This is a genomic window from Bradyrhizobium sp. 190, from assembly GCF_023073415.1.
In the GTDB taxonomy this organism is placed as follows: Bacteria; Pseudomonadota; Alphaproteobacteria; order Rhizobiales; family Xanthobacteraceae; genus Bradyrhizobium.
Window position 1 is genome coordinate 51183 of sequence record NZ_JADPJL010000063.1, and the last position, 12486, is coordinate 63668.

The 12486-nt window shown below is 62.0% G+C and carries 13 protein-coding genes; 3 read left to right on the forward strand and 10 right to left on the reverse strand.

Annotation, left to right across the window (positions count from 1 at the left end; genetic code table 11):
- Nucleotides 1–17 precede the first annotated feature (17 nt).
- From IVB22_RS31285 to IVB22_RS31295, 3 genes are read right to left on the reverse strand one after another with little or no spacing between them, the layout of a single operon-like run.
- Nucleotides 18–1202 carry an acyl-CoA dehydrogenase family protein gene (locus IVB22_RS31285; protein WP_247521021.1) on the reverse strand — a complete coding sequence of 395 codons (1185 nt, stop codon included), beginning with the start codon at nucleotides 1200–1202 and terminating at the stop codon, nucleotides 18–20.
- On the reverse strand, nucleotides 1195–2076 hold the full coding sequence (locus IVB22_RS31290) for a CoA ester lyase (protein WP_247521022.1): 882 nt from the start codon (nucleotides 2074–2076) through the stop codon (nucleotides 1195–1197). Before IVB22_RS31290 ends, IVB22_RS31285 begins: the two co-directional genes overlap by 8 nt.
- Nucleotides 2073–2525: a MaoC family dehydratase gene (locus IVB22_RS31295; RefSeq protein ID WP_247521023.1), complete on the reverse strand. Its 453-nt coding sequence runs from the start codon at nucleotides 2523–2525 to the stop codon at nucleotides 2073–2075. Before IVB22_RS31295 ends, IVB22_RS31290 begins: the two co-directional genes overlap by 4 nt.
- Before the next feature lie 129 nt (nucleotides 2526–2654).
- Here IVB22_RS31295 and IVB22_RS31300 point away from each other — a divergent pair, with 129 nt between their 5' ends.
- Complete coding sequence (locus IVB22_RS31300) at nucleotides 2655–3668, forward strand: NADP-dependent oxidoreductase (protein ID WP_247521024.1); 1014 nt, start codon at nucleotides 2655–2657, stop codon at nucleotides 3666–3668.
- A gap of 11 nt (nucleotides 3669–3679) precedes the next feature.
- On the opposite strand, the gene IVB22_RS31305 is transcribed toward IVB22_RS31300, so the two are convergent.
- Nucleotides 3680–4555 carry an SDR family oxidoreductase gene (locus tag IVB22_RS31305; protein WP_247521025.1) on the reverse strand — a complete coding sequence of 292 codons (876 nt, stop codon included), beginning with the start codon at nucleotides 4553–4555 and terminating at the stop codon, nucleotides 3680–3682.
- Between the two features lie 142 nt (nucleotides 4556–4697).
- Between IVB22_RS31305 and IVB22_RS31310 the strand changes: the two genes are divergently transcribed.
- Complete coding sequence (locus IVB22_RS31310; RefSeq protein WP_247521026.1) at nucleotides 4698–5501, forward strand: enoyl-CoA hydratase/isomerase family protein; 804 nt, start codon at nucleotides 4698–4700, stop codon at nucleotides 5499–5501.
- A 23-nt stretch (nucleotides 5502–5524) separates the two neighbouring features.
- Here IVB22_RS31310 and IVB22_RS31315 read toward each other — a convergent pair whose 3' ends face one another.
- The 3 genes from IVB22_RS31315 to IVB22_RS31325 form a co-directional block, all read right to left on the reverse strand.
- Nucleotides 5525–7150, reverse strand: coding sequence for an AMP-binding protein (locus IVB22_RS31315; protein WP_247521027.1), 1626 nt, complete (start codon nucleotides 7148–7150; stop codon nucleotides 5525–5527).
- A 137-nt stretch (nucleotides 7151–7287) separates the two neighbouring features.
- Entirely contained in the window at nucleotides 7288–8088 is an 801-nt protein-coding gene (locus IVB22_RS31320; RefSeq protein WP_247521028.1) for an enoyl-CoA hydratase/isomerase family protein, read from the reverse strand.
- 48 nt (nucleotides 8089–8136) lie between these two features.
- Nucleotides 8137–9018, reverse strand: coding sequence for an SDR family oxidoreductase (locus IVB22_RS31325; protein ID WP_247521029.1), 882 nt, complete (start codon nucleotides 9016–9018; stop codon nucleotides 8137–8139).
- Between the two features lie 218 nt (nucleotides 9019–9236).
- Here IVB22_RS31325 and IVB22_RS31330 point away from each other — a divergent pair, with 218 nt between their 5' ends.
- Complete coding sequence (locus IVB22_RS31330; RefSeq protein ID WP_247521030.1) at nucleotides 9237–9761, forward strand: MarR family winged helix-turn-helix transcriptional regulator; 525 nt, start codon at nucleotides 9237–9239, stop codon at nucleotides 9759–9761.
- Between the two features lie 42 nt (nucleotides 9762–9803).
- Here IVB22_RS31330 and IVB22_RS31335 read toward each other — a convergent pair whose 3' ends face one another.
- The 3 genes from IVB22_RS31335 to IVB22_RS31345 all read right to left on the reverse strand — a co-directional run bounded on the left by IVB22_RS31335 (nucleotide 9804) and on the right by IVB22_RS31345 (nucleotide 12440).
- On the reverse strand, nucleotides 9804–10769 hold the full coding sequence (locus IVB22_RS31335) for a tripartite tricarboxylate transporter substrate binding protein (protein ID WP_247521031.1): 966 nt from the start codon (nucleotides 10767–10769) through the stop codon (nucleotides 9804–9806).
- Between the two features lie 170 nt (nucleotides 10770–10939).
- Nucleotides 10940–11488, reverse strand: a complete 549-nt coding sequence (locus IVB22_RS31340) for a hypothetical protein (protein WP_247521032.1) — start codon at nucleotides 11486–11488, stop codon at nucleotides 10940–10942.
- Nucleotides 11433–12440, reverse strand: a complete 1008-nt coding sequence (locus IVB22_RS31345; protein ID WP_247521033.1) for an amidohydrolase family protein — start codon at nucleotides 12438–12440, stop codon at nucleotides 11433–11435. Before IVB22_RS31345 ends, IVB22_RS31340 begins: the two co-directional genes overlap by 56 nt.
- Between the last annotated feature and the right edge of the window lie 46 nt (nucleotides 12441–12486).

Genomic DNA, 12486 nt, shown 5'->3' on the forward strand with positions numbered 1-12486 from the left:
CGCGCGCGGCTGGCGGATCAATAGCTCTTCGGCAAGTCGAGCACTTTCTCGGCGATGAAACTCAGAATCAGTTGCTCCGTGATCGGCGCGAGGCGGGTAATCGCGACTTCGCGGAACAACCGCTCGACGTGGTACTCCTTGGCGTAGCCGAAGCCGCCATGGGTCATGATGGCCTGCCACGCCGCGTCGTGACCGGCGCGCGCGCCCAGAAACTTCGCGCTGTTGGCTTCGGCGCCGCACGGCTTGCCGTTGTCATAGAGCCAGGCGGCACGCGCCGCCATCTGCCATGCCGCCTCCAGATACATCCAGCGCTCGGCCAGCGGATGTTGAATGCCCTGGTTCTGACCGATCGGACGATCGAACACGATGCGTTCCCGCGCGTAACGCGTCGCCCGACGTAGCGAATCCTGCCCGATCCCGATCGCCTCGACCGCGATCAGTATCCTTTCAGGGTTGAGGCTGTGCAGGATGTAGGAAAAACCCTTCCCTTCTTCGCCGATCCGGTCCGCTTCCGGAATAAACAGGCCATCGATGAAGATCGCGTTGGAGTCCACCGCCTTGCGGCCCATCTTCGGAATACGGCGGACTTCGATCTTCGAACGATCGAGATCGGTGTAGAAGATGGTGATGCCGTCGGTCGGCCGTTTGCAGTCCTCGAACTTGGTGGTCCGCGTCAGCAGCATGATCTTGTTGGCCACCTGCGCGGTCGAGGTCCAGACCTTCTGCCCGTGAACGCGGTAGCCACCGGGGACCTTTTCGGCAAAGGTCTTGATGCGGGTGGTGTTCAACCCAGCATCCGGCTCGGTGAAGCCGAAGCAGCATTGGTCTTTGCCTGAAACGAGCGGCGGCACCCAGCGTCGTTTCTGGTCGTCCGTTCCCTTCACGACAATCGGATGCGGTCCAAACAGGTTGATATGCACTGATGATGCCGACGTCATGCCGCCGCCGTGGCTTGCCACCTCATGCATCATGATGGCGGCCTCGGTCACGCCCAGACCGGAACCGCCATATTCCTCCGGCATGGTGATGCCGAGCCAGCCGGCATCCGCCATGGCACGGTGGAATTCTTTAGGAAACTCGCCGTCGTCATCGCGCGCCAGCCAGTATTCGTCATCGAAGCGGGTGACAACGGCACGGACGCCCTCGCGAATGGCGGCATGATCTTCCGGTACATCGAGCTGGTTGGAGAACGATCTATCCATTGGGACTGCCCTCCCCGACGGAAGCCAGCGTTCGGCGCGCGGCGACCAGATGCGGCATGTCGTACATCTTGCCGTCGATCCCAACCGTTCCGATCTCGGGATTAGCGGCGAATGCGGCGACGACGCGGCGCGCATGTTCGAGATCGGCTTCCGACGGCGTGAAGCAGGTATTGATGGTTGCGACCTGATCGGGATGAATCGCGATCCGACCGACAAATCCGTCACGGCGTGCGATCTTGCAGCTTTCCGCAAGTCCGTTCTGATCCTTGAAATCCGCATACAGGGTTTCAAGCGCTGCGGCGCCGGCCGCACCGGCAGCGAACAGACATTGCGCCCGCGCCACCTGATAAGGGAACGTCCAGCTTCCGTCCGCTTCCTTGTTGGTGAGCGCGCCCAATGCCGCGCCCAGATCCTCCGCGCCCCAGGTCATCGCCACCAGGCGCTTGTTCTTGCGCGCATAGCCGTTGAATCCGATCATGGCGGCCGGCGTTTCGGTCGCGACGACCAGCAGCTTGACATGGCCGGGCGTGATGCCCGTGGCCACCTCCAGGACGTCGACATAGTGCGAGACGAGATCGACATCCTCGATGCCGTTGACCTTGGGAACCAGAATGCCGTCGAGCCCCGGGCGGACCACCGCCGCCAGATCTTCAAGCGTAAGGCCCGTGCCGAACGGGTTGATCCGAACCAGGAACGACCAGTCCGCCTCCCCGCTCCCCAGAAGCGCCTTGACGGCATCACGGGCAAAGGCCTTTCGGCCCGGCGCAACCGAGTCCTCCAGATCGAGGATCAGCACGTCGGCGCCGACGCCGGTGGCCTTGGCGTATTTCCGTTCGCTGTCGGCCGGCACGAAGAGAAGCGAGCGCAGCCTCATTTTGGTTGCCTCATCATCAACGCGTTCCTGCGGCAGTAGACCACTTCCTCATCGCGCTGATTGAACCCGCGATGCTCGAACGTCACGATGCCCTGCGTCGGACGCGACTTGCTTTCGCGCAAGGATACGACCTTGGTCTCAGCGCGCAACGTATCGCCGCCGAATACGGGCCGCGGAAACTTCGTGTCCTCCATTCCCAGATTTCCGACGGTGGTGCCCAACGTCGTATCCTGCACCGACAATCCGATGATGAGGCCTAGCGTGAAGATCGAGTTCATCAGCGGTTTGCCGAACTCGGTTCCCTTGGCATATTCGTGGTCGATATGAACCGCCGCCGGATTGTAGGTCAGCGACGAGAACAGGATGTTGTCCATGTCAGTCACGGTGCGCCGGATTTCATGGACAAACGTCTGTCCGACAGAAAATTGTTCGAAGTAGAGCCCCGCCATTTGTTGCCTCTTGCTGGATCTCGGGGGTGAATAAGACGGCCTGCGCCGCGCAAGGACTTCCTTGTCTTCGACCGGTTTTCTATCGTATTGTCAATTCGTACACAAGTGTACTATTTGGGAGGATCCGCTATGCACGCCGACATGAACCGGCAGGTGCGGCTCGTCGCGCGGCCACAGGGGATACCGCAGGCCGAGCACTTTGCGCTGGTAACGGAGCCGGTGGCCGCTCCCGGCGCCGGAGAAATCCTGATCCGGAACCGCTACCTCTCCGTCGACCCGGCCCAACGCGGATGGGCCAATGATGAAGGAAACTACAGCGCGCCGGTGCCGCTCGATACCCCGATGCGCGCGCTCACCGTCGGTGAAATCATCGAGAGCAACGCGCCAGAGTTTCAAACCGGCGAATTCGCGTATGGTTGGTTCGGCTGGCAGACCTACTGCGTTGCAACACCGGGCGCCGTGCTACGCCGCGTTCAACCTTCAGCCCTGCCCCTCAGCGCCAATGTGAGCCTGCTCGGCATCAACGGCCTCACGGCCTATCTCGCCTTGCACGGTCTTGGCGACCCAAAGCCAGGCGAACATGTTCTGGTATCCACCGCGGCCGGCAGCGTAGGCAGTTTTGTCGGGCAACTCGCGCAGATCGCGGGTTGCCGCGCTGTCGGGCTTACCAGTTCGGCTGAGAAGGCTGCGCTCGCACAAGCCCGCTACGGCTATCAGGACATGATCAACTATCGCGAAATCGCCGACCTTCCGGCGGCGATCCGCGAGGCATGCCCTGATGGCAACGACATCTTCTTCGACAACACCGGTGGCTCGATCGCCGATGCCGCCATCCGCTCCATGCGGCTGCGCGGCAGGATCATCCAGTGCGGCACGGCGGCCAACGCCTCCTGGACACCTGTTCCCACGGGCCCGCGTCCCGAGCGGGAGGTCCTGACCCGCCGCCTGCGATGGTCGGGCTTCATCATCTTCGATCACCTCAGTGAATTCGAAACCGCGGCGGCTCGCCTGACGCAGTTCGCACTCGACGGGAAGATCGTCCACGACGAGGAAATCCTCCCTGGACTCGAACATGCTCCCGGCGCGATTGCCCGGCTCTACCGAGGAGAAAACCACGGCAAGCTGATCATTGCCGTCGACTAGGTAACTGGATGCTACGCGCTCGCCTTCCGCTTCATCACTTCGGGCAGCGTTGAACGATGGAAGCCTTCAAACGGCACGCTGCGGCTATGTGGTTCCAGCTTCCATGTCGTGCGCGCATTCGGCGTTCCGCCATCGACGCGAAGGCAGGAGCCGGTGATATAGGCGCCTGCCGGCGAAAGCAGGAAGATGATGGCGGCGGATATTTCCGCCTCGGTTCCGAAACGCTGCAGCGGCACGCGCTCGGTGAAGTCGTGCAGTTTCTTCTGCATTTCCGGCGTGTAGGTATCGAAGCCGCTCGACACGATGCCGCCGGGCGCCACCGCATTCACGCGCACCCCCGATCCCGACCATTCGCAGGCGGCCGTTTCGGTCAGAGTCAGCATGCCGCCACGCGCCGCCGCCGAATGGCCGAACTCGGGCCAGCCATGCCAGATGTCGGCGATGATGTTCACAATCGCGCCGCCATTGGCCTCCATCCAGCGGTTATAAACTTCGCGCATGAAAATGAAGCCGCCGGTCAAATTGTTGCGCACGACCGCCTCGAAGCCCTTGGTGGAGATCGCCTTCAGCGGCGAACGAAACTGACCGCCGGCGTTGTTGACGAGGCCGTCGATGCGGCCGTATTTCGCGAGCACCGCGTCGATGGCGGCCACGACCATCGCGTCGTCGCGGATGTCGCAGGCGTGAGCCATCACCTGCCCGCCATCCTCCTCGATCTCCCGCTGTACTTCCGCAAGCTTCTCGACCGTTCGACCCAGGATCGCCACGTTCGCGCCGAGCGCGGCGAGTTCGTGGGCCGTGCAGCGCCCGATTCCGCTGCCACCGCCGGTCACGATGATCGTCTGCCCCTTGAACAGATCCGGCCTGAACACGGACTGATATGGCATCGTCTCGTCTCCCTGACGTCTTGTCGCTATCTTGCGGCCTTTGTTGCCGGCGCCGCTGGAGGCTCCACCGAGCATTGCGCTCGATTATGGTACACTATATTACTATCTGTCATCAAAGACAATGAACGATGGGAGCGCAGCCGTGACGCAACCGAAAACGATCAAAATCGAGGCCCGTGGCGCGATCGAGATACTGACCTTGAACCGCCCCGACCAGCTCAACGCCGTCACACCAGACATGATCGCGGAACTGACCGACCATTTCTCGGCGCTTCATGACCGGCCGACGACGCGCGTCGTGATCCTGCGCGGCAACGGACCGGAATTTTCCGCCGGAGCCGAACTCGGATCGGACGCATTTTCCGCACCCGGCAAGGGACGGCCGCAGCGCCAGCTCAAGATGCAGCAAAACTATTCCGGCGTGATCCGCTTGATGCGATCCTGCCCGCAGCCGATCATCGGCCTCGTCCATGGCGCCGCATGCGGTGCCGGCTTCTCCTTCCTGCTGGCCTGTGACGTCCGTTTCGCCGCACCGGATGCACGGATGAATGCCGCCTATATCCGCATCGGCGTTGGCGGCTGCGACATGGGGTCGGGCTACCTCCTGCCCCGGCTGGTTGGCCTTTCCGTCACCTCGGAACTGTTGCTGACGGGCCGCTTCCTCAAAGCCGAGCGCGCAAGGGCGATCGGGCTGGTCAGCGACATCGTTCCCGCCGATGAACTGCTTGCCAAGGGAATTGAATTCGCCTCCGAAATGCTGCGTGTTTCTCCCATGGGACTGCGACTGACAAAGCAGGCCCTCAACGTCCTCATCGACGCCCCGAGCCTGGATGCCGCACTCATGATGGAAGACCGGCAGCAGGTGATCCTGCTGGAGACGAACGATCATGCAGAGGCGGTCGCAGCATTTCGCGAGAGGCGCGACCCGTCCTACTCCGATCAATAACCAGGACGGATGCCGCCTCTGCGCTACTTCGTTTCGGCAAATGTCGCAGCTATCTCCTTCAGCCTGAACTTCTGAATCTTGCCGCTGGCGGTGCGAGGAAGGTCGGCGATGGCCTCGACGCGCTCCGGCCAGAACTGCTTCGCCATCTTGCAGTCGCTCAAATAGGCTTGCACCGCGGCCAGATCGATGGTGCTGCCGGGTCGTGGAACGATGAAGGCGCAGCCGCGCTCACCGAGCCGCGCATCTGGAAAACCAACCAAAGCGACTGCGGCCACGGCAGGGTGCTTGTAGAGCAGGTTTTCGACCTCGACGACCGGCACGTTTTCCCCGCCCCTGATCAGGATGTCCTTCACCCGGCCCGAGATGCGGATGTAGCCGTCCTCGTCCATGTAGGCGAGATCGCCGGAATCGAACCATCCCTCGCTGTCGAAGGTCTGCAGCTCCGGCCGCTTGTAGTAGCCCTTGAACATCTGGGCGCCGCGAACGAGCAACCGTCCCGATTGGCCGGCGGGCACCGGCCCGCCCTCGAGATCGACAATCCGGACTTCCATCCCATCCTGCGCCCGGCCATCCGTTGTGGCCGATTTTTCTCCCGCCCGCGAAGGCTCGGTGAGCGTGCCCGACAGAATCTCGGTCATGCCCCAGAGCGAACAGACCTTGAGACCGAGTTCGTTGGCTGCCCGTTCGATCAGCACGGAAGGGATCGGCGCGCCGCCACACAGGAACGAGCGCAGGTCCTTCGGATGGGGAGCGCCCGCCTTCACGGCCTCGCAGATATCGCTCAGGAACGGCGTCGAGGCGGCGGTATAGGTAACGCCTTCACGCGCCATCAGGCCGACGCCGTGTTTGGGCTCCCACACGTCCTGAAGGATCATCGTGCCGCCAAGATAGACCGAGAGCAGAACGATTGCCGCATACCCCGTCATGTGGCCGACCGGCGAGGCCACCAGCAGGACATCGCTGGAATCGAGGCCGAACCTGCCCGTCAGCGCCTTGCAGCAGGCAATCAGCGAGTTCGAGGTGTGCATGACGCCCTTCGGCTCGCCCGTCGTGCCCGAGGTGAACATCAGGACAGACATGTCATCGGGAGCCAGGCCCACAGGAAGCTTTCCGGGATCGGACGCCAGCAGCGCGCGCTCGAAACTGTCGGGTCCATCTCCGTCGACGACGATCACATGTTGGAGATCGGGCAGATCGCCGCGCATACCCTGCGCCATCGCCGCGTAGTCGAAGCCGCGATAGGTCTTCGGAACGATGAAAACCTTGGCCTTGCAGAAATTCAGGATGTAGACCAGCTCGCGCTCCCGCAGGATCGGCATCACCGGATTCATCACGGCGCCGATCTTGCTGCAGGCGAAGGCGGTGACGACGAACTCCCACCAATTAGGAAGTTGCACCGTCACAATGTCACCGCGTCCAATACCGAGCCGCAGCAGTGAGGTGGCGGCGCGATTGGCGCGGCTTTCCAGCTCCTTGTAGGTCAAACGAAGCGCCTGCGCGCGATCCGCCCGATCGGCGACGACCGACACCTTGTCGGGTGCCTTGGCCACCGCCTCGGTAAGAAGCTGATCAACGGTCTTGTCGAGCCAGTATCCGGCTTCCCGGAAACCGGCGGGAGACGTATCGCGCTTGGCAGCGGTTGCGGTCATCATCTTTCCCTCCTGCGGCGGATTTTTCCGAATTCTATGTTCGGATTAATATCGTTCACTAGTGTACCTTATTCTGAGTTACGATAGTTTGCAACAGGTCAAGATTGTCGCTCCTGCGGCATCTCGCAAGCGGCGGCTCACCGCCCAATGAATGCCGGCTTTCGCTTTTCGACAAAGGCCTTGACGCCTTCGCGCGCGTCGGCGGTTCGCGAAATCGCGGCGAGCGTCTGCGCCTCCTCCTCCAGTTGGCTTTCCAGCGACCGGTCCAGCGTCTGCGAAAACAGACGCTTGATCGCGCCATAGGCCTCGGTGGGACCAGCCGCCAGTTCCCGCGCTATCCGTTCCGCCTCGCGCTGCACTTCGCCATCGGGAACAACGATGTCGACGAGGCCGAGCGACAGCGCTGTCGCAGCGTCCAGCGTCTCGGCGAGCAGGAAAAATCGTCTGGCGCGCGCCACGCCGATCCGGCGCGTGACCGTGGTCGTCGAGCCACTGTCCGGACTGAATCCAATTTTTGCGAAGGCCGATGAGATACGTGCCGATTCCGCGATAACGACCAGATCGGCCGCCGCCATCAGCGACACGCTTCCGCCGGCGACGTTGCCGTGCACGGCGGCAATAACGGGCGCCCGCATGCGGACCATTCGCGCAATCGCCGCATGCAAGTCCGCCGTCCAGGCCTTGATTGTTCGGGGTAGCGCGTCGCCCTGCTTCACCAGCGACATCAGGTCGCCGCCGACGCTGAACAGCCGACCGCGCCCGGAGATCAACACCGACCGCACGTCATTCCGCTCGCTGAGTTCGGCGATGCACAGGCTGAATTCGCGGCAAAACTCCCCATCGATTGGATTGCCGCGGTCCGCCTGATTGAGAACGATGTGGGCAAGGCCATCGTCGATGGTGCAATCAAAGCTCTTGGTCGACATCGCAAGATCCATCGGCGCCTCTCCCTCTTCGTGCCGCAAGCCACTTTCGCTGCAAATGCGTCAGATCGACCGCGTTTCCTTTTCCCTGCGTACCGAAGCCTGAATGGCCTCGCGGGCGCGTTGCCAGTCGGCCGGCGACAGTTTTGCGAGGCCGGCGAAGGTGCTGGGCGCCGCCAGATGATGGCCGCCGTCGATGCTGATCGTGTCGCCAGTGATGTAGCTGCAACCGTCCGACATCAGGAAGATCAGGAGATTGCGCAACTCGTCCATTTTTCCGAAACGGCGCAGCGGCACCTCATCCGCCTGCGTTGCGCCGACGCCGGTCTCCGCCAATGGATTGAGCTTGTCCCACGCGCCTTCGGTCGGGAATGGACCGGGCGCGATCGCATTGACGCGGATGCCTTTGGGGCCCCACTCAACCGCCAGCGACATGGTCATGGCGTGCACCGCCGCTTTCGCCATCGCCGCCGGCACCACGTAGGCCGATCCGGTCCAGACCCAGGTGACGAGATTGCTGATGATGACGCCGGGCAGACCTGCAGCAATCCACCGCCTGCCGCAGGCAACGGATGCGTAGAACGAACCGTCCATCACTGTCGATCGGATCGCCTCGTAACCCCGCGGCGACAGAGTTTCGGTCGGCGCCAGGAAATTTGCTCCGGCATTGTTGACAAGGCCGGTGAGCGGGCCGTCCGCCCATATCGCAGATATCATCGCCTCGATGCTGTCGGGATCGCGAACGTTGGCGATCAAGGCGTCGGCTTGCCCGCCCGATCGTTCGCGGATCTCGGCCACCGCCAGATCCAGCACCTCCTTGCGCCGCCCGCAAATATAGACGTGCGCGCCATGGGCCGCGAACCCCACCGCCATTTCCTTGCCAAGCCCGGTGCCCCCGCCCGTGACCAGGATCCGCTTGCCTTGAAGCAGGGCGGCGTCGAACATGGTGTCTTCCTTCCCTGCGGCGCGATTTTGATCACGCTTCGCTGTGCCTGGCCAGAACCGGCAGACAATTCATACACTAGCGTACTTCTTTTGTAAACCGGCTGACGGCTGGTTAAGAAGCTCCGTTTAAGCCGGAAATCGCGATATGCCCTTTAAAATACGCTGGTGTATGGTATTGGTTGATGGCCTGCCCCCGACTCGCCTCAAGGGAAATATCAATGGTTGAGCAACCCGATTGGGATCTCCGGCTTGGATATCTCATCCACGACGTGTCGCGGCTCAGGAGGATGATGTTCGACCGCGCCCTGGCGCCGCTCGGAATCACCCGCTCGCAATGGTGGGTGCTCGCGTTCATTTCGCGCAAGGACGGCCTGCCCCAGACCCAGCTCGCCAACGAACTCGACGTCGGAAAGGTTGCCGTAGGGGCGCTGATCGACCGGCTGGAGTCTTCCGGCTTTGTGATACGCCAGGCCGATCCCGTCGACCGGCGCGTCAAGCGCGTCTACGTCACCAAGCAGGCCCGCGGTTTCCTCGAGAAGCTCCGCAAGGAAACCGACAAGTTCAACGCCATGATCGTCAACGGGATCGACCGGAAGCAGCTGGAAGGTGCATCGGATGCACTGCTGGCCATGAAGCACAATCTGCTCGCCATGTCGGACGGCACGCTGCCCGAGAATCAGAAGGAGAGCGAAGAGACGGAAGCGCCACGTGCCAAGGCCCGCAAGAAGCGGCGGGCGGCCTGAGGTTAGTAACCTTCTGATACGCCACCATCGATAACTGGCGGATCATTTCCTTTCGATTTTCGCGATCGCAACGATCTCCGCCCAGCGTTTGGTGTCCGCCTCCTGAAACGCCCCCAGTTCCCCGGGGGTGGCACGAAACGGCTTTGCGCCGACCGATTCCAGATAAGCCTTCGTCTCCTCGCGCGTGACGAAGGCGGTCGTAAGCTCATTGAGCCTGGCGATGACATCGTCCGGCGTGCCCGCACGCACGAAGACGCCGACCCACGCGGTCAGTTCCGATCCGGGTAGCCCGGCTTCGGCGATGGTCGGAACGGCCGGCATGGTCGCCAATCGCTCGCTGCTCGTCACCGCCAACACGCGTAACCGCCCATCCTGTACCAACCCCTGCGCGCTGGCGGGATCGGCGAACACGCAGTCGATTTCGCCGGAAAGAACGTCGGTCAAGACCTGGGGCATTCCGCGATACGGAACGTGCTGCATTGCGATTCCAGCACGAAAGCGGAAGAGTTCGGCAGCTCCCCGGCTCGACGTGTTGCCGCTGCCAAACGACAACGGCTTTTCGCGCGCCTTTGCCAAGGCGATGAATTCGGCCACGTTGCGCGCGGGAAACTCCGCCTTCACCGTCAGCATCATCGGAATCGTCATGATGCCGGCAACCGGTGCAAAATCGCGGGCGGGATCATAGGGCATCGAATTGAAAAGATTGACGTTGGCTGATTGCGTCGAGTTGGTGGTCACAAAGATCGTGTATCCGTCGGCGTCGGCCTTCAGGACGGAAAGCGCGGCAAGGTTGCCGTCGGCACCCGGCTTGTTCTCGACCACCACGGTTGCGTTTGTGGCAGCGCCGATGCTTTCGGCCAGACGCCGGGTCACGGCATCGGTCGCGCTGCCAGCCGGGAACGGCACGACGAGATTGATCCGCCGAGACGGATAGGATGCCGCATCCGTCCCGTCCATTCCGAGCAAGGCAATGAGCAGGCCGAACGCAATCGTCAGGCACGCGCGCATGAATCGTTCCTCAACATCAACAGCTTGGCGCCGCTGCGAAAACACGGTCCTCGATTTGTTCTTACTTGTACGCTAGTTTACTATCCATGAGAACATTTTGTTACAAGCAGTCCATCCGGTTTATTGCTGCAGCATCGCAACACCCAGCCAATGCCCGATGCGTCAGACCCCTACCGGCAAGGTTCCGATTCACCGGCCGTCCCGGCCAGTTCAATTCGATCAACCCTGGCGAAGAGATTATCCGCCATGGCGATATCCGTTACGAAATGCATGGGATCAGCGTGGCCGCAGATCACGTCGGGGAAATGCCAGTCCACCGTTGCCAGAACCTTGTCTTTCGCCAGGACCGCCACTTGTAAAGGATATCTCTTGCCGATGCCGCGCTCGCTCTGATAGCCGTCGGCAATGCAATAGAGCTCCAGTCTCACCTTGCCTTCGGCGACATGCTGCACCGATACCTCGATCTCGCAAAAGCCGAACGCGGCATCGTCGTTCGAGCCCTCCATGTAGAAATAGAAAGCGCCTATCTTGCCATGCGCGCATGCGCCGAGCGCCCTGTCGCGCGGCACTTGCGGGTCAGGACGGGCCGGCGTACGCGGCGGCAGCGGCCCAAGCGAACAAAATTGGGGATAGGAATAGCACGTACCCAGGACGACCTCCCTCTCAACGGGCGCGGCGCGCAGTCGACCTCGTTTCGAGGCCGAGCAGGCTTCGCGCATTATCGGCGAACGTTTCGCGCGCCATACCCAGCGCCGCTTCTGCGAACTCCGCCGGACGGTCCTGCTTGATGGTAAACGGATAGTCCGACCCCACCACCAACCGCTCCTTGCCGACCTTTGTGACGAGATAGTCCAGCGCTGCGCCATCATAGAGGATGGTGTCGTAGTAAAACGCCTTAGCCATCTCGCCGGGATCGCGCAAAAATAGCCTGTCCAAGGGCGGTCCGATCGTTCTCGCGTGCCGCAAACGCGGCAAGATCCAGGGCAGCGCTCCGCCTCCATGGCTGAGCAAGAACCGCAAGTTCGGAAATTCCTCGACAATGCCACGCGTCATCAAGGACACCGCCGCAAAGGCAGTCTCCAATGGGAATGCAGCAACGGCGGCGAGTTCGGGCCGCCCGCCCATGCGGTCGAGGCCGAGCGGATGCAGCGGGTGGACCATCACCATAAGGCCAGCCTGCTCAGCCGCAGCATAGACCTCACGCAGCCGCGCATCGCCGAGCGGGATACCATTGATATGGGTGCCGATCTCGATGCCACGCAGGCCAAGCGAACTAACTTCCTCCAGCCGCCTGGCGGCCAGCGCCGCATCCTGCATCGGCACCATACCGACGCCAACGAAATGCCCGGGGTGCGCGCTGCAGAGTTCCGCGATCCCCTCATTGACATGCCGGCAGAGCACGTCCGCATCATCGGCTGGAAACCAGTGCGACAACAACTCCGGCATTGGTGAGACGACCTGCACGTCGACGTCATCAGCCGCCATGTCGCCAATCCGGCGCTCCGCATCCCAGCTTCTGGAATCGATGATGCGAAATATTTTGCCGCCGACGATGACCGCGGCAGCATCGCTCCCACTGATCTCGATTGACGGCCAGAGCGGATTGCGCCCCGTTTCCAACGGGATGCTGCGCGGAACGAAATGGGTATGGATATCGATGGCCTCGGCCAAAACGCTTCCTCGTTCTCGTTATGCACCGAAACGTGTAGTGCCCAAC